A 15,861-nucleotide genomic window follows, 5' to 3' on the forward strand; every position below is an offset into this window, starting at 1 on the left:
CGTCAGTCGTCCTGTGCCGCATGGGCTCTGCCCTCGCGGAAGAAATCCATGAGGCTCTGCACCGTCGCCACTTCGGCGCGGGGCCGCACGGCTCCGAAGGGCGCGTTCCAGAACTCGCCGCGACGGCGGGTCCACGGGCCGACGTAGGCGTACGGCGTCGGGTTGTCCCAGTCGCCCGGGGAGACACCGTAATTCACCTCGTCGACCGCCACCGACAGGTCGAAGTGCTCGGGCCACAGCACCGGCTGCTGTTCGGCGGCGAAGCGGCGTAATGCGGTGTCCCCCACCGCGAACCAGTCGTGTACGGCGGTGGCGGCCTCGGAGTCGACCTTGAACGGCTCGTCCGGATCCATCCGGGTGCCGTCGGAATACAGCCCGTCCGGCGGGCCGTCGGCCTCGAAACCGGCGGTCGAGGCGAGGTCACTGTAGGTGCCGTGCAGGCGGGTCCGGCCCTGCGGCCACACCAGATCGGTGCCCGTCACCGACACCGGCCACTTCATGCCGGTGAATCCACCCAGCACGATGCGCATGCGGATGCTGCCGAACCGGCGATACTGCGGACCGGCGATCAGCAGTTCGGCCGCCGCGTGCAACGCGAAGCGGGTGTCCTCGTAGGTGATGTCGTCCACGGGGAAATCATCGCCGCCGAGCCCGGCGTGTTGCTGGAAAATGGACTCCCGCAAACAAAACAGCGCCACACCGGACGAATCCGGTGTGGCGCATGGGTGTTTCGCGAAACGTCAGCTCGCGTTGTCGGTGCAGGCCGAGAGAATGACCTTGGCCTGACGCGGCGAGGACGAACCCGTGTCCGGGAAACCCGGCGCACTCTTGCCGAGCACATTGATGGCGGCCGACTCGGCCTCCACCTTGGACGGCGCCCACGCCCAGCCGAAGCGGGTGTCGGCGCCCTGGGCGACCGCGCCACAAGCGTTGGCGAAGTGCACGACGACGGCACAGTCGCCGCCGCCACACTGGCTGACCGCGGAGGAGTCCGCGGCGTCCCAGCTGCCGTAGTTCACGGCATACGCGACGTTCCCGGTGCTCTTGGACAGCGCCAGCGCGCCGTACAGGTCACCGGAGGTCACGATGAAGACCGGCTCGCCGTTCTCCGCCGCGGAGGCGGATCCGGCGGACACGGTGCCCATCGCGGCCATCGACGTAACGGCGAGGCCGACACCGGCCTTGCGCAGCAACGACATTCGATACTCCCCGGGGATGGATGGTGATAACGGCGGTCATCATGCCAGACGCTCAGACCCGGCGCATGACCGAGACGACCTTACCCAGTACCTGGGCATTGTCACCATCGATCACCGGGTACGCGGGATTGCGCGGCTCCAGGTAGACATGCCCGTTCGCGCGCTTGTAGACCTTGACCGTGGCCTCGCCGTCGATCATGGCCGCCACGATCTCGCCGGTGTGCGCCTCGTGCTGTTTGCGCACCACGACGATGTCTCCGTCGCAGATGGCGGCGTCGACCATGGAGTCGCCGCGCACCCGCAGACCGAACACGGTGCCGCGGCCCACCAGCTCCCGCGGCAGCGAGAGCACATCGTCGGTGTGCTCCTCCGCCAGGATCGGGGTACCGGCCGCGATATCGCCGACGACCGGCACCGGCACCGAGTTATCGTCCCGCTGCCGCGCGGGCGCGGACGCCCGCAGGAACAGCCGCACGTCCATGGGACGCGTCACCGACTCACTGCGCTTGAGGAACCCGCGCTCCTCCAGCTCACGCAAATGTCTCGAGACCGATGACGCCGACTTCAGGCCGACCGAGTCCCCGATCTCCCGAGTGCTCGGCGAATACCCGTGCCGCTGCACCCAATCCCGAATGCTGCACAGAATGCGTTGCTGGCGTTCGGGCAACGTGGAGGTGTCGAGATGCTCGAATCCGTCGAAGTCGTCATAGGTCACCGAAGAATCGTACGGTGAGTCGCCGCTCCAACCCCGGCACGACCGGCCGGAACACGCCAGCGCGCTACATCCCGGAAGGCCCGAGCACCGTGTCCCCGGCCGCCGGCGCGGGCTCCTTGAGTTCGATGAACAGCGCGTGGGTCTCCCCCTCGCCGATGTTCTCACCCGAATGCTCCTGCGCTCCGAGCCACCGCACCTGCCCCGCAGTGAGCTCCACCTCCACCTGCTCCCCATTGGCGGTGATCCGACGTCGGAAGGAGTTCAAGGGGTACAGGACGCTGTCGGGATGACTGTGGGGCGATGTGCGGTCACCGGGCTTGTCGCGGTATTCCAGCACCCGCACCCGCTCGTTCTCGAAGACGACCCGGTACAGGTCCGGATTCACGACAGCGGGATCGGTGCTCATAGCAGCCCTCCGGGACTCGATATGGGATCAGAGTACCATCATGGGCATGGCCGTACCATATGAGAACACCGGGCGCACCAACCAGAAATCCCGCACCCGCACGGCCCTGATCACCGCGACCCGGAAACTGTTGGCGCAGGGCGCGATACCGACGGTCGAGGACGCCGCGCAGGCCGCCGACATCTCCCGCACCACCGCCTACCGCTACTTCCCCAACCAGCGCGCCCTCCTGGCGGCCGTACGCCCCGAGATCGACCGGGAAACCCTGCTCCCCGATCCCGCCCCCACCGACCCGCGCGAACGCCTGGACCTCGTCATGCGCGAATGCGTCCGCATCAACCTGGAGTGGGAACCCGAGCTACGCACCTCCCTGCGCCTGTCCCTGGACCCCGCCGCGGGCAACCCCTCCCCACTCCGCCGCGGCCGGGTGATCGGCTGGCTCGAACACGCGCTGGAACCTCTGCGAATCACTCACCCGGACATCGACGTCCACCGCCTGGCCATCGCCATCCGATCCGCCACCGGCATCGAATCCTTCATCTGGCTCGTCGACGTGGCCGCCCTCCCACACCCCGAGGCCGCCGAAATCCTCTGCGCCACAGCCAGAGCCCTCCTGAACGAGGCGCTGGGACGCTGAAACGACGATGCGGACCGATCCACCAGGGATCGGTCCGCATCGTCGGAGTGCGTTCTGTCTACACCGTGAAGCCGAGTGCGCGCAGCTGCTCGCGGCCGTCGTCGGTGATCTTGTCGGGGCCCCACGGGGGCATCCAGACCCAGTTGATCTGCAGGTCCTCGGCAAGGCCGGAGCGGACCAGGGCGTTGCGGGACTGGTCCTCGATGACGTCCGTGAGGGGGCAGGCCGGGGAGGTCAGGGTCATGTCGAGTTTGGCGATGCCGTCCTCGAAGGCCATGCCGTAGACGAGGCCCAGATCGACGACATTGATGCCGAGTTCGGGGTCGACGACGTCACGCATCGCCTCCTCCATGTCGTCGAGGTGCTGCAGCTCCTCGGGAGTGAGTTCCTTGGTCTGCTGCTCTGTCTCGCTCATCGCTACTCCCCGTTGCCCATCGTCTTCTTGGCTTCCTCGGCCGAGGCTATCCGCACCACGGCGTCCTTGAACGCCATCCAGCCCAGCAGCGCGCACTTCACGCGGGCGGGGTACTTGGCGACGCCGACGAACGCGACACCGTCGCCGATCACGTCCTCGTCACCCTCGACGGTGCCGCGGCCGGTGATCATCGCGTCGAACTCCTCGACCACCTTCAGCGCCTGCTGCACCGGCAGGCCGATGACCTGATCGGTGAGCACCGAGGTGGAGGCCTGGCTGATCGAGCAGCCCTGACCGTCGTAGGACACGTCCCGCACATCGCCGTTGCCGTCGATGTGCACGCGCAGGGTCACCTCGTCACCGCAGGTCGGGTTGACGTGGTGCACCTCGGCGCCGAAGGGCTCACGCAGCCCCCGGTGGTGCGGGTGCTTGTAGTGGTCCAGGATCACTTCCTGGTACATCTGCTCCATGCGCATGGTCTATGCAACTCCGAAGAAGCTCTGGGCCTTCCGCACCGCGGCCACCAGCTGATCGACCTCGTCGAGCGTGTTGTACAGCGCGAAGGAGGCCCGGGCGGTAGCGGCGATACCGAAACGGCGGTGCAGCGGCCACGCGCAGTGGTGACCGACACGGATGGCGACACCCTGGTCGTCGAGGATCTGGCCGACATCGTGGGCGTGGACACCGTCGACCAGGAACGACACCGCGCCACCGCGGTTCACGTTCTCGGTCGGGCCGATGATCCGGACACCGTCGATCGCGTCGAGACCCTCGAGGGCCGCGCTGACGAGCGTGTGCTCGTGCGCCGCAACGGCTTCCATACCCACATTGCCGAGATACTTGACGGCAGCGCCCAATCCGACGACCTGCGAGATCATCTGCGAGCCCGCCTCGAACCGCTGCGGCGGCGGGGCGAAGGTCGAGTGATCCATGAACACGGTCTCGATCATGGAGCCGCCGGTGATGAACGGCGGGGTGTCCTCGAGCAGCTCCCGGCGGCCGTACAGGATGCCGACACCCGAGGGGCCCAGCATCTTGTGGCCGGAGAAGGCGGCGAAGTCGACGCCCAGTTCCTTGAAGTTCACGCCCATGTGCGGCACCGACTGGCAGGCGTCCAGCACGACGATCGCGCCGACTTCCTTTGCCCGGCGCACCAATTCGGCGACATCGGCGACCGCGCCGGTCACATTCGACTGATGCGTGAACGCGACCACCTTCGTGGCGGGCGACAATTCGAGCGAATCCAGGTCGATGCGGCCGTCGTCGGTGACGCCGTACCACTTCAGCGTCGCACCCGTGCGGCGCGCGAGCTCCTGCCACGGAACGAGATTCGCGTGATGCTCGAGCTCGGTGATGACGATCTCGTCACCGGGACCCACGTGGTACGGGAAGCGGTCGTCGGAGAAGGCGTAGGCCACCACGTTCAGCGACTCGGTCGCGTTCTTGGTGTACACGATCTCGTCCGGGCCGGCGCCGACGAACGCCGCGATCGCAGCGCGCGCCGCCTCGTAGGCCTCGTTGGCCTCCTCGGCGAGCTGGTGCGCGCTGCGATGCACGGCCGCGTTGTGCTCGAGCAGGAATTCCCGCTCGGCGTCGAGCACCTGCAGCGGACGTTGCGACGTCGCACCGGAATCCAAGTACGCCAGCGGTTTCCCGTCACGCACGGTCCGGCTCAGGATCGGGAAGTCGGCCCGGATCCTGGCGATGTCGAGAGTCCCCACGGTGCTGGTCATATTCAGGCTCCTACAGCAGCTGAAGTAAAGCGCACGTAGCCGTTCGCGTCGAGTTCCTCGGCCAGCTCGGCGCCGCCCTCGGCGACGATCTTGCCGCCCACGAACACGTGCACGAAGTCGGGCTTGATGTAGCGCAGGATGCGGGTGTAATGGGTGATCAGCAGGATGCCGCCGGTCTCCCGCTCCTTGTAACGGTTCACACCCTCGGAAACAATCCGCAGCGCGTCGACGTCGAGGCCCGAGTCGGTCTCGTCGAGCACGGCGATCTTCGGCTTGAGCAGGCTCAGCTGCAGGATCTCCTGGCGCTTCTTCTCACCGCCGGAGAAGCCCTCGTTGACCGAGCGCTCGCCGAAGGCCGGATCGATCTCCAGCTCGGCCATGCCCTCCTTGACTTCCTTGACCCAGGTGCGCAGCTTGGGGGCCTCGCCGCGGATGGCGGTGGCGGCGGTGCGCAGGAAGTTCGAGACCGAGACGCCGGGCACCTCGACCGGGTACTGCATGGCCAGGAACAGGCCGGCGCGGGCGCGCTCGTCGACCGACATCTCCAGCACGTCCTCACCGTCCAGGGTGATCGAGCCCTGGGTGACGGTGTACTTGGGGTGCCCGGCGATGGCGTAGGACAGGGTCGACTTGCCGGAGCCGTTGGGGCCCATGATGGCGTGGGTCTCGCCCGACTTGATGGTCAGGTTCACGCCCTTGAGGATCTTGATGGGCTCGGCGTTCTCGTCCGGGCTGGCGACCTCGACGTGCAGGTCCTTGATTTCCAGGGTGGTCATCGAATCGGATTCCTTTGCGGGGATGGGAAGTTGGTGTCAGGCGCCGACGGCGCCCATCAAGCTCCGACAGCGGCGAGCTCGGCCTCGATGGCCGCCTCGAGCCGCTCCCGGACCTCGGGGACGGAGATCTTCTGCAGCACCTCGAAGAAGAAGCCGCGCACCACCAGACGGCGGGCGACCTCCTCCGGGATGCCGCGCGAACGCAGGTAGAACAGCTGCTCGTCATCGAAACGGCCGGTGGCCGAGGCGTGTCCGGCCCCGATGATCTCGCCGGTCTCGATCTCCAGGTTCGGCACCGAGTCGGCGCGCGCACCGTCGGTGAGCACCAGGTTGCGGTTCAGCTCGTAGGTGTCGGTGCCCTCGGCGGCCGCTCGGATCAGCACGTCGCCGACCCACACGGTGTGCGCGTCCGGCTTGTCCGAGGTCGGATCACCCTGCAGCGCACCCTTGTACTGCACGTTCGACTTGCAGTTGGGCTGCGAGTGATCGACCAGCAGGCGCTGCTCGAAGAACTGGCCGTCATCGGCGAAGTACACGCCCAGCAGTTCGGCGTCGCCGCCCGGGCCCGCGTAGCGGACATTGCCGGTCAGGCGCACCAGATCGCCGCCGAGGGTGACATTGGTGTGGCGCAACACGGCGTCGCGACCCAGCATGGCGTGGTGCGCGGTGACGTGCACGGCGTCATCGGCCCAGTCCTGCACCACGATCACGTTCAGCGCGGCGCTGTCACCGAGGATGAACTCCACGTTCTCCGCGTAGGTTCCGCTGCCCCGCTGGTCGACGACCACCGTGGCGCGCGCGAAGTTGCCCAGGCGGATCTGGGTGTGGCCGAAGGCGACCTTGCCCGCGCCCGGACCGGTGATGGTCACGGTAACCGGTTCGGCCACTTCGGTTTCCGAGCCGACCGACACGACGGTGGCGGCCTCGAAACCGGAGTACGCCTGAGCGGCGACCCGATCGGTGGGGGTGCCGCCCTGGCCCAGGCGAGCGTCGGTGCGGTCCACGGTCTCGGCGGTGACGCCGGCGGGCGCGCTCACCTCGACGGTGGCCTGACCGTCACGGACGGCGGTGCCGTCGTGCAGGCCGTTGAGGCGGCGCATCGGAGTGAAGCGCCACGCCTCGTCACGGCCCGAAGGGATTTCGAAGGCGTTGACGTCGAACGAGGCGAAGACCTCACCCTTGTTCAACGCGGGAGTACGAGCCTCAGCGGCCTCGGCAACATTGTCGACGGCCATCAGCCGACGGCTCCTTCCATCTGCAGTTCGATCAGTCGGTTCAGTTCCAGGGCGTACTCCATCGGGAGCTCCTTGGCGATGGGCTCCACGAAGCCGCGCACCACCATGGCCATCGCCTCGTCCTCGGTCAGACCGCGGGACATCAGGTAGAACAGCTGGTCCTCGGACACCTTCGAGACGGTCGCCTCGTGGCCCATGGTCACGTCGTCCTCGCGGATGTCGACGTAGGGGTAGGTGTCGGAGCGGGAGATGTTGTCCACCAGCAGCGCATCGCACTTCACGGTCGACTTCGAGCCGTACGCGCCCTTGTTCACCTGCACCAGGCCGCGGTACGAAGCCCGGCCACCGCCGCGCGCCACCGATTTGGAGATGATGTTCGAGGAGGTGTGCGGCGCCAGGTGCAGCATCTTCGCACCGGTGTCCTGGTGCTGGCCCTCACCGGCGAACGCGATGGAGAGCACCTCGCCCTTGGCGTACTCGCCGGTCATCCACACGGCCGGGTACTTCATGGTGACCTTGGAGCCGATATTGCCGTCGACCCACTCCATGGTCGCGCCGGCCTCGGCCTTGGCGCGCTTGGTCACCAGGTTGTAGACGTTGTTCGACCAGTTCTGGATCGTGGTGTAGCGGCAGCGGCCGCCCTTCTTCACGATGATCTCCACGACCGCCGAGTGCAGCGAGTCCGAGGAGTAGATGGGCGCGGTGCACCCCTCGACGTAGTGGACGTAGGCGTCCTCGTCGACGATGATCAGCGTCCGCTCGAACTGACCCATGTTCTCGGTGTTGATGCGGAAGTACGCCTGCAGCGGGATGTCCACGTGCACGCCCGGCGGCACGTAGATGAACGAGCCACCCGACCACACCGCGGAGTTCAGCGCGGAGAACTTGTTGTCACCCGAGGGGATGACCGAGCCGAAGTACTTCTGGAACAGCTCCGGGTGCTCCTTGAGACCGGTGTCGGTGTCGAGGAAGATGACGCCCTGCTTCTCCAGGTCCTCACGGATGGAGTGGTAGACGACCTCGGACTCGTACTGGGCGGCGACACCGGCGACGAGACGCTGCTTCTCGGCCTCCGGGATACCCAGCTTGTCGTAGGTGTTCTTGATGTCCTCGGGCAGCTCTTCCCAGGACGCGGCCTGCTTCTCGCTCGAGCGCACGAAGTACTTGATGTTGTCGAAGTCGATGCCCCCGAGGTTGGAGCCCCAGTGCGGCATGGGCTTCTTGTCGAAGATGCGCAGTGCCTTGAGGCGGAAGTCGAGCATCCACTCGGGCTCGCTCTTCTTGGCCGAGATGTCGCGCACGACGTCCTCGGACAGTCCGCGCTTGGCAGCGGCACCGGCGACATCCTTGTCGGCCCAGCCGTACTCGTAGGTACCCAGGGACGCGATGGTCTCTTCCTGGGACAGCGGCTGCACCTGGTCGGTGGTCGTCGTCATTCGGCACTCCTTCCGGAGTCATGTGTAGAAGTCGTTGCGGGCTGCGCAACGGGGGTCTGGGCGGAACTTTCGGGAGCGGTATCGGGCATAGCGGGCGAAGCAATGAGAGGAACGTGCGTGGTGCAGGCGCAGTCACCGTTGGCGATGGTCGCCAGGCGCTGCACATGCGTGCCGAGAATCGCGCGGAAGGCCTCCAGCTCGGCCGCGCACAACTCCGGGAATTCCTCGGCGACGTGCGAGACCGGGCAGTGGTGCTGGCAGATCTGCACCCCGGCGCCGACCTTCCGGGTCGAGGCCGCGAACCCGGCGTCGGTGAACGCTTCCGCGATCTCCTCCGCCTTGGCCTCGGTCTCGGCCGGGGCGTGGACGGCGAGATCGCCGACCCCGGCCACGATGGCCGCCACCCGCTTGCGCGCGAAATCGGCGATGGCCTGATCGCCGCCGATCTCCCGCAACTGCCGCATGGCCGCTCCGGCGAGGTCATCGTAGGCGTGCGCGAGGCGGCCCCGGCCGGTGGCCGTCAGCTGGTACTGCTTGGCGGGACGGCCGCGGCCCTTCTGCTGCCACGGCGCCGACCTGGTCGCCTGCGCCTCACCGGACTCGATGAGCGCGTCCAGATGCCGCCGCACGCCCGCCGGACTCAGACCCAGCCGCTCGCCGATGGCGGTCGCGGTGATCGGGCCCTCCTCCAACAGCAGCTTGACGACGGCTTCGCGCGTGTGTCCCTCACCCGCCGGCCCGGACACGACAACAGACCGGGCACCGTCGTGCTGGTGCCCGGTTTGTTCCGCGTTCCGCAAACCCACGGTTTTCACAACACAAGTGTGACGGAATTCCATTCCTCGATCCAGTAAGGGTCCCCTGACCGAAAATGCGCGACCTGGGAATATGGCATCGCATGTGAGCTGGCACACCATATACATCCCGGCAATTCGGAAATCAGGGCCGGTCATGAGGGGTTCTGGACGGTGTGAACAGTGTGCTCGTAGTGGGCGGGACGGGAAATGTCGGCCGAAAAGTCGTCGCGGATCTGACAGTGGCGGGTATGCGGACCCGGGCCCTGGTCCGGGATCCGGCAGCCGCCGGGCTTCCGCCGGAGGTGAACGTGGTGCGCGGCGATCTGGCCGATCCGGGCTCGCCGGCGGCGGCCACCGGCGGGGTCGAGTCCGTCCTACTCATCTGGCCGTTCCACGACACCGAGAACGCCGAACGCGCCGTGCGGGCGTTGAGCGGACCGGATCGGCGGCTGGTCTCCGACCTCACTGGAAGACCGGCCCGCGATATCCGGGACTGGGCCGTGGAGCACGCGGCGGAATTCCGGTAGCCGACCGGTCGCTTGCCGGCGCGGGTCGGGGCGCGGGCACGAGAGATTCGGCGGACGGGCATAAGTTCGACGCCGATCGAATTAGTACTGAGAGGCGGGCGCACCCTGCCCGCCGTCCGACGAACAGCCGATCCACGAAAGCCGGTGCCAGCATGCCCTTCGCCGTATCCATCCTCGACCTGGCGACGGTCGCGCCCGGGCAGACCGCGCGCGACAGCTTCCAGCACAGCGTGGCGCTGGCGCGGGCGGCGGAACGCAGTGGGTATCGGCGGGTCTGGTACGCGGAGCACCACAATATGAAGTCGATCGCCTCGAGTGCGACCAGCGTGCTCATCGGGTACGTGGCGGCGCACACCGACAGCATCCGGCTCGGCGCGGGCGGGGTCATGCTGCCCAATCACTCGCCGCTGGTGATCGCCGAGCAGTTCGGGACGCTCGAATCGCTGTATCCGGGACGGATCGACCTGGGGCTGGGGCGGGCGCCGGGCAGTGATCAGGAGACCATGCGGGCGCTGCGGCGCAATCCGTCCTCGGCGGATACCTTCCCGCAGGACGTGCTCGAATTGCAGGGGTTCCTCACCGGCAAGAGCCGGATTCCGGGGGTGCAGGCGGTGCCGCGGGCGGAAGGCGTTGTGCCGCTCTATATTCTGGGGTCGTCGCTGTTCGGGGCGCAGCTGGCCGCGCATCTGGGACTGCCGTACGCGTTCGCCTCGCACTTCGCGCCGGACGCGCTGCACCAGGCGGTCACCGAGTATCGGGAGCGGTTCCGCCCTTCGGAGCAGTTGGCCGAGCCGTATGTGATGGCGGGCGCGAACGTGTTCGCCGCCGCGGATCGGGAGGCGGCCGAGGAGCAGAAGACCATCTCCTATCGGGCGCGCACGCGGGCCTTCATCAAGCGCGGCGCGGCGGGCATGGACTTCTCCGACGAGGAGATCGACGCGTTCCTGGCCTCGCCCAACGGCCGTCACCTGGCGGCGATGACCACCTATACCGCGGTGGGCACGCCCGACGACGTCGTCGACTACCTCGAGGAATTCGCGGCCGGGATCGACGCCGACGAGCTGATTCTCGCCCACCACGCACAGGGCATCGAGGATCGGGTGCGGTCGGTGGAGCTCACCGGCGCGGCCGTGGCCGCCCGCGAATCCGTCACGCCCCGAAGCTGATCGGAGCGCCGCGTCAGGGGCGCGGGATATTGCGGAGGTTGGAGCGGGCCATCTCGACCATGCGCCCGACTCCGCCCGCCAGCACGATCTTCCCGGCGGCCAGGGCGAAGCCCTTCACCTGCGCCGCATCGATCTTCGGCGGCAGCGACAGCGCGTTCGGGTCGGTGACGACGTCGACCAGCATCGGTCCGGGTTCGGCGAACGCCTTGGCCAGCGCGCCGCGCACCTGGGCGGGATCGGTGACCCGGATCGCCGGCATGCCCACGGCCGCGGCGATATCGGCGTAGTTCACCGGCTCCTGATCGGTGCCGTAGTCGGGCAGGCCGTCGACGAGCATCTCGAGTTTCACCATGCCCAGGGTGGAGTTGTCGAACACCACGATCTTCACCGGCAGCCGGTGCCGCCAGACCGTCAGCAACTCCCCCATCAGCATGGCCAGGCCGCCGTCGCCGGACAGCGAGATCACCTGCCGCCCCGGGAAAGCCGACTGCGCGCCGATCGCGTGCGGCAGCGCGTTGGCCATGGTGCCGTGCCGCCAGGAGCCGATGATGCGGCGGCGGCCGTTGGGGGTCAGATAGCGGGCGGCCCAGACATTGCACATGCCGGTATCGACGGTGAAAACCGCGTCACTGTCGGCGATTTCGTCGATCAGCGACGCCACGTACTCGGGGTGGATGGGCGTGTGGTGGTCGATGTCGTGGGTGTAGGCGTCGACCACACTCTCGAGGGAAGAGGCGTGGCGGCGCAGCATGTCGTCGAGGAAGGCGCGACTCGGTTTCTGGTGCAGCAGTGGCAGTACCGCGTCGATGGTCGCGGCCACGTCGCCGTGCACGGCGACGTCGACGATCGTCCGGCGGCCGATGCGGGCGGGGTCACGGTCGATCTGGGCGACCCGGCCGTCCTGCGGCAGGAAGGTGTCGTAGGGGAAGTCGGTGCCGAGCAGGATCAGCAGATCCGCTTCGTGGGTGGCCTCGTAGGCCGCGCCGTACCCGAGCAGGCCGCTCATGCCGACGTCGTAGGGATTGTCGAACTGGATCCATTCCTTGCCGCCGAGGGCGTGGCCGATCGGGGCGTGCAGCCGCTCGGCCAGGGCCATGACCTGCCGGTGCGCGCCGCGCACACCCGCGCCCGCGAACAGCGCGACGGTGTCGGCGTCATTGACGGCTTCGGCGAGACGGTCCACCTGTTCGGCGGGCGGGACCACGGTGGCCGCGGACGTCACCAGATCCGAGGGGCGGCCACGGTTCTCGGCGTCCGCGCTCAACACGTCACCCGGGACGACCAGGACCGAGACGCCATGACGGCCCAGAGCGGTCTGCATGGCGATGGTGGCCAGGCGCGGCATCTGGGCCGGGGTGCTCACCATTTCGCAGAAGTGGCTGCATTCCACGAAGAGTCGTTCGGGATGGGTCTCCTGGAAGAAGCCGGTGCCGATCTCGTGGCTCGGGATGTGCGAGGCGATTGCCAGCACCGAGGCGCCATTGCGGTGCGCGTCGTAGAGGCCCTGGATGAGGTGGGTGTTGCCGGGTCCGCAGCTGGCCGCGCAGGCGGCGAGGCGTCCGGTGAGGACCGATTCCGCGCCCGCGGCGAAGGCGGCGCTCTCCTCGTTGTGGCAGTGCACCCAGTCGATGCCCTCGGTGCGGCGCAGCGCGTCGACGAACGGGTTCAGACTGTCGCCGACCAGGCCGTACACCCGTTGGACTCCGGCGGCGACGAGGGCGTCCACCAATTGACTGGCAACCGAGTTGCGGCCCATCATCGCTCCGTTCGCCGTGCCGGGACCGAGCATGATCGAAAGTCACTGTAACCGAATTCAGGCCTTCTGGTAGCTAGATAGTTGCTGACGCATCCGTTTCCGCAGGCTCGGCATTGACGAATCGGCGATCGGCGGGACGGGTCGCCCAGGAGACGGCGGTCAGCGTGGCCATGACGAGCAGGATCGGCACCTCGATGAGCTTCTCCCCGGTGGTCAGGTGCGAGGCGATGGCTCCCGAATAGACGAAGAAGGTCCCGGCGTAGGCCCACTCCTTCACCAGTGGCAGCCGCGGGGCCAGGAGCGCCACCGCGCCCAGCAGCTTCCAGACGCCCAGGATGACCAGGAAATAGGTCGGATAGCCCAGGGCCGCCACGACCTCGCGAACAGTCGCGATCCGGGCGACATCCCACCAGCCGCCCACCGCCAGTTCGGCGGCGACCAGCACGGTCGAGGTCCAGTAGAGGAGGGCGCGGTAGGGAACGATTCGTGTGACGATGGTGTGTGTAGTCATGTCACCGCGACGTTCGGCGAGCACGAAATATGTCGGTCAGCGACTCCGGACCCCCCGCAGCCCGATTCGAGCGGCGGCGGGCCCGCCTGACCGCCCAGGCCTTCCGGATGCTCGGCGCGTCCGGCGAGGCCGAGGACGCGGTGCAGGACACGTGGATGCGCTTGAGCCGCACCGATATCGACACCATCCGCAATCTGGACGGCTGGCTCACCACCGCGCTCTCCCGGATCTGCCTGGACGTGCTGCGCGGCCGCCGGGTCGACGACCGGTTCCCGCTCGGGCCCGGCGCGCCGGAGCCGTTTCCCGAGGCCGCGATCCTGGAAACCCCGGAGGACCGGGCGATTCTCACCGACGAACTGGAACGGGCGGTACTGGTGCTGCTGCGGCGACTGCCGCCCGCCGAACGGGTCGCGTTCGTCCTGCACGACATGTTCGCGGTGCCGTTCTACGAGATCGGCGAGATCCTGGACCGGACACCGAACGCGGCGCGACTGCTGGCCGGCCGAGCCCGGCGCCGAGTGCTCGACGACGGCGACGGGCTGCGGCCCGAGGCGCTGCGGGAGGACCGGATCGTGCGGGCCTTCCTGGCCGCGGTCCGGGCCGGAGACATCGAGGCGGCGCTGACCGTGCTGGATCCGGAGATCATGGTGTCCGCCGATCGGGTGGCCGCGCCCGGATCCGTGCCGGTCACCACACAGGGCACGCATGTGGTGGCCCGGCTGGCGGCCGGTTTCGCGCGGCGCGAGGAGTTCTCGGCGATCATTCTGATCGACGGGCGGCCGGGCGCGCTCGTGGTGTCGCACGGCGAATCGCCGGAGGTCATGGTCTTCACCATCGCCGCCGAGCGGATCACCGCCATCGACGTGATCGCCGAGCCGGAGGTCTTGGCCCGCCTGCGGCTGACGGTGCCCGATTTCACCGCTTGATGGGAACCGCACTCAGGGTGAATGCGCCTCGACGGCAACGGCTTCGGCGAGACTCAGGCGCAGCAGCCGGGCCATGGCCTCCGACACCGTGTGCAGCGGCTCGTCGGTGCGCCGCACCCGGGCCAGGATGGTCGCGCCCTCGTAGGCCGCGACCACCGTGGTGGCCAACCCCCGCGCCTCCCCCGGCTCCAGCCCCAGTTCGATCAGCAGTTCGGCGAAACCGCGCGTCATGGCGTCGAATGCCGAAACACACGCCGTGCGCACCGATTCGACATCGCTGCCACCGTCCAGGGCAGGCGTGCCGACCGGACAGCCGGTGGTCCAGTCGGTCTCGTCCAGCCTCCCGGCCATGAAATCGAACAGCGTTGCCGCGGTGTCGAACACATCGCCGGGCGCCTGCCGGATCATGCGGCCGAACAGCACCCCCGTGCCGGTGATGGCCGCGACCGCGATCTCCTCCTTGCCGCCCGGAAAGTGGTGGTAGATCGACCCATACGGCAGCCCCGCCGCCTCGCTCAACTTCTTCAGCCCGAATCCGTGGTAGCCGTGCCGGGCTAGCAACCCGGCCGCGGCCGCCTCGATTCGCCGTTTCGAATCGGACACCATCCATCCAGAGTATGAGCGGGGTCCGACACCGGCAGGGCGAATCGTGTTCGGGCAGTGGAGCAACCGGGCGTGAGCGGCCCGGATCCGGGCGGGATCAGCCCAGGGCGGCGATGGCGGCACCGAGCTTGGCGGCGGCGGTGTCGGCCACCTCCTTCAGCCCGGGATCGCCCGCGACCTGCACCATCAGCTGCGGGTCCATGGCTTCGACGAGCACCGCGCCCGCGCGTGAACGGTCATCGCGCACAATCACATTGCACGGCAGCAGCAGCCCGATCTGGCGGTCGACCTCGAGGGCGGCGTGGGCCAGCGGCGGGTTGCAGGCGCCGAGGATGAGGTAATTCTCCAGGTCGGCGTCGAGCTTCTGCTTCATGGTGGCGGTGACGTCGATCTCGGTGAGGATGCCGAAACCCTGCTCGGACAGGGCCTTCCGGGTGCGCTCCACCGCGGTGGCGAAATCGGTGTAGAGGGTGGTCGACAGGGCGAGGGTCATCACGCGGTCCTTTCCATTGCGGGGCTGCCCGTCCGGGGCACCCCCAGGCGTCGCAGGAGCAGGGTCACCGGGCACCAGCCGGCGAACCCGTAGAGCAGCAGGTTGGCCGCCACGAACGTGGTCAGCAGCAGCCACCAGGGCGAGAACGCGAGCACCAGCGCGATGCTGAGCAGCACCATGGTTGCGGCCAGGACCGGCACGATGCGGTCGATGGTCCAGCGGCGGGTCGCGGTCATCATGACTTCCTTTCGATCCCGGCGTCAGGCGAGCGCCAGGAAGAGTTTCTCCAGTTCCTCGATCGTCATCGGCTCCGAACCCTCGGCCTGTTCGCCGGTCAGGCAGTCGCGCAGACCGGTGGCGACGATCTTGAAGCCCGCGCGGTCCAGCGCCCGCGAGACCGCGGCGAGCTGGGTGACCACGTCCTTGCAGTCGCGGCCCTGCTCGATCATGGAGATCACGCCCGCGAGCTGGCCGTGTGCGCGGCGCAGGCGGTTGAGGACCAGTGCGATGCTGTCTTCGTCGCCGATCAT

Annotated in this window: 21 protein-coding genes; 4 read left to right on the top strand and 17 right to left on the bottom strand. The window is 68.0% G+C overall.

The features are described 5' to 3' along the window. Positions 1-2: 2 nt before the first annotated feature. From ABZ412_RS31560 to ABZ412_RS31575, 4 genes are all read right to left on the bottom strand, one after another. Positions 3-629 carry a hypothetical protein gene (locus tag ABZ412_RS31560; protein ID WP_357287551.1) on the bottom strand — a complete coding sequence of 209 codons (627 nt, stop codon included), beginning with the start codon at positions 627-629 and terminating at the stop codon, positions 3-5. 111 nt (positions 630-740) lie between these two features. Beyond that, positions 741-1,199, bottom strand: a complete 459-nt coding sequence (locus ABZ412_RS31565; RefSeq protein WP_357287554.1) for a DUF4189 domain-containing protein — start codon at positions 1,197-1,199, stop codon at positions 741-743. 52 nt (positions 1,200-1,251) lie between these two features. Continuing rightward, positions 1,252-1,914 (bottom strand): transcriptional repressor LexA, encoded by a 663-nt coding sequence (lexA, locus tag ABZ412_RS31570; RefSeq protein WP_357287556.1) that lies wholly within the window; start codon positions 1,912-1,914, stop codon positions 1,252-1,254. A gap of 64 nt (positions 1,915-1,978) precedes the next feature. Beyond that, positions 1,979-2,320 carry a cytoplasmic protein gene (locus ABZ412_RS31575; protein ID WP_357287559.1) on the bottom strand — a complete coding sequence of 114 codons (342 nt, stop codon included), beginning with the start codon at positions 2,318-2,320 and terminating at the stop codon, positions 1,979-1,981. A gap of 46 nt (positions 2,321-2,366) precedes the next feature. On the opposite strand from ABZ412_RS31575, the gene ABZ412_RS31580 reads away from it, so the two are divergent. Further along, positions 2,367-2,957, top strand: coding sequence for a TetR/AcrR family transcriptional regulator (locus ABZ412_RS31580; RefSeq protein WP_357287562.1), 591 nt, complete (start codon positions 2,367-2,369; stop codon positions 2,955-2,957). A 58-nt stretch (positions 2,958-3,015) separates the two neighbouring features. On the opposite strand, the gene ABZ412_RS31585 is transcribed toward ABZ412_RS31580, so the two are convergent. From ABZ412_RS31585 to ABZ412_RS31615, 7 genes are read right to left on the bottom strand one after another with little or no spacing between them, the layout of a single operon-like run. Beyond that, positions 3,016-3,372: a metal-sulfur cluster assembly factor gene (locus tag ABZ412_RS31585; protein WP_357082950.1), complete on the bottom strand. Its 357-nt coding sequence runs from the start codon at positions 3,370-3,372 to the stop codon at positions 3,016-3,018. 2 nt (positions 3,373-3,374) lie between these two features. After that, positions 3,375-3,848, bottom strand: a complete 474-nt coding sequence (sufU, locus tag ABZ412_RS31590) for a Fe-S cluster assembly sulfur transfer protein SufU (protein ID WP_357287565.1) — start codon at positions 3,846-3,848, stop codon at positions 3,375-3,377. 3 nt (positions 3,849-3,851) lie between these two features. Then, a complete protein-coding gene (locus tag ABZ412_RS31595; protein ID WP_357287567.1) occupies positions 3,852-5,105 on the bottom strand; it encodes a cysteine desulfurase in 1,254 nt (417 codons plus the stop codon). A 2-nt stretch (positions 5,106-5,107) separates the two neighbouring features. Then, positions 5,108-5,881 carry a Fe-S cluster assembly ATPase SufC gene (sufC, locus tag ABZ412_RS31600; protein ID WP_357287570.1) on the bottom strand — a complete coding sequence of 258 codons (774 nt, stop codon included), beginning with the start codon at positions 5,879-5,881 and terminating at the stop codon, positions 5,108-5,110. A 56-nt stretch (positions 5,882-5,937) separates the two neighbouring features. Then, positions 5,938-7,116, bottom strand: coding sequence for a Fe-S cluster assembly protein SufD (sufD, locus tag ABZ412_RS31605; protein WP_357287573.1), 1,179 nt, complete (start codon positions 7,114-7,116; stop codon positions 5,938-5,940). Next, a complete protein-coding gene (gene sufB, locus ABZ412_RS31610) occupies positions 7,116-8,552 on the bottom strand; it encodes a Fe-S cluster assembly protein SufB (RefSeq protein ID WP_357287575.1) in 1,437 nt (478 codons plus the stop codon). The genes sufD and sufB overlap by 1 nt, the downstream gene beginning before the upstream one ends. Beyond that, complete coding sequence (locus ABZ412_RS31615) at positions 8,549-9,391, bottom strand: metalloregulator ArsR/SmtB family transcription factor (RefSeq protein WP_357287577.1); 843 nt, start codon at positions 9,389-9,391, stop codon at positions 8,549-8,551. The genes sufB and ABZ412_RS31615 overlap by 4 nt, the downstream gene beginning before the upstream one ends. 149 nt (positions 9,392-9,540) lie before the next feature. Between ABZ412_RS31615 and ABZ412_RS31620 the strand changes: the two genes are divergently transcribed. Beyond that, positions 9,541-9,876 (top strand): NAD(P)H-binding protein, encoded by a 336-nt coding sequence (locus tag ABZ412_RS31620; RefSeq protein WP_357287580.1) that lies wholly within the window; start codon positions 9,541-9,543, stop codon positions 9,874-9,876. 152 nt (positions 9,877-10,028) lie between these two features. Then, the gene (locus ABZ412_RS31625; RefSeq protein ID WP_357287583.1) at positions 10,029-11,042 is read left to right on the top strand and encodes an LLM class flavin-dependent oxidoreductase; all 1,014 of its coding nucleotides are present in this window, start codon (positions 10,029-10,031) and stop codon (positions 11,040-11,042) included. Between the two features lie 13 nt (positions 11,043-11,055). On the opposite strand, the gene ABZ412_RS31630 is transcribed toward ABZ412_RS31625, so the two are convergent. Continuing rightward, complete coding sequence (locus ABZ412_RS31630) at positions 11,056-12,798, bottom strand: pyruvate dehydrogenase (RefSeq protein WP_357287586.1); 1,743 nt, start codon at positions 12,796-12,798, stop codon at positions 11,056-11,058. Between the two features lie 73 nt (positions 12,799-12,871). Next, positions 12,872-13,309 carry a DoxX family protein gene (locus ABZ412_RS31635; RefSeq protein ID WP_357287588.1) on the bottom strand — a complete coding sequence of 146 codons (438 nt, stop codon included), beginning with the start codon at positions 13,307-13,309 and terminating at the stop codon, positions 12,872-12,874. Positions 13,310-13,338: 29 nt separating this feature from the next. Between ABZ412_RS31635 and ABZ412_RS31640 the strand changes: the two genes are divergently transcribed. Continuing rightward, positions 13,339-14,235: a sigma-70 family RNA polymerase sigma factor gene (locus tag ABZ412_RS31640; RefSeq protein ID WP_357287591.1), complete on the top strand. Its 897-nt coding sequence runs from the start codon at positions 13,339-13,341 to the stop codon at positions 14,233-14,235. Positions 14,236-14,247: 12 nt separating this feature from the next. Here ABZ412_RS31640 and ABZ412_RS31645 read toward each other — a convergent pair whose 3' ends face one another. From ABZ412_RS31645 to ABZ412_RS31660, 4 genes are all read right to left on the bottom strand, one after another. Further along, positions 14,248-14,841, bottom strand: a complete 594-nt coding sequence (locus ABZ412_RS31645; protein WP_357287594.1) for a TetR/AcrR family transcriptional regulator — start codon at positions 14,839-14,841, stop codon at positions 14,248-14,250. A gap of 94 nt (positions 14,842-14,935) precedes the next feature. Continuing rightward, positions 14,936-15,331 carry a DUF302 domain-containing protein gene (locus ABZ412_RS31650; RefSeq protein WP_357287597.1) on the bottom strand — a complete coding sequence of 132 codons (396 nt, stop codon included), beginning with the start codon at positions 15,329-15,331 and terminating at the stop codon, positions 14,936-14,938. Continuing rightward, complete coding sequence (locus ABZ412_RS31655) at positions 15,331-15,567, bottom strand: DUF2892 domain-containing protein (RefSeq protein ID WP_357287599.1); 237 nt, start codon at positions 15,565-15,567, stop codon at positions 15,331-15,333. The genes ABZ412_RS31650 and ABZ412_RS31655 overlap by 1 nt, the downstream gene beginning before the upstream one ends. A 24-nt stretch (positions 15,568-15,591) precedes the next feature. After that, positions 15,592-15,861, bottom strand: coding sequence for a metal-sensitive transcriptional regulator (locus ABZ412_RS31660; protein WP_357287602.1), 270 nt, complete (start codon positions 15,859-15,861; stop codon positions 15,592-15,594).

It is taken from the genome of Nocardia sp. NPDC005746 (genome assembly GCF_040630785.1).
Taxonomy (GTDB): domain Bacteria; phylum Actinomycetota; class Actinomycetes; order Mycobacteriales; family Mycobacteriaceae; genus Nocardia.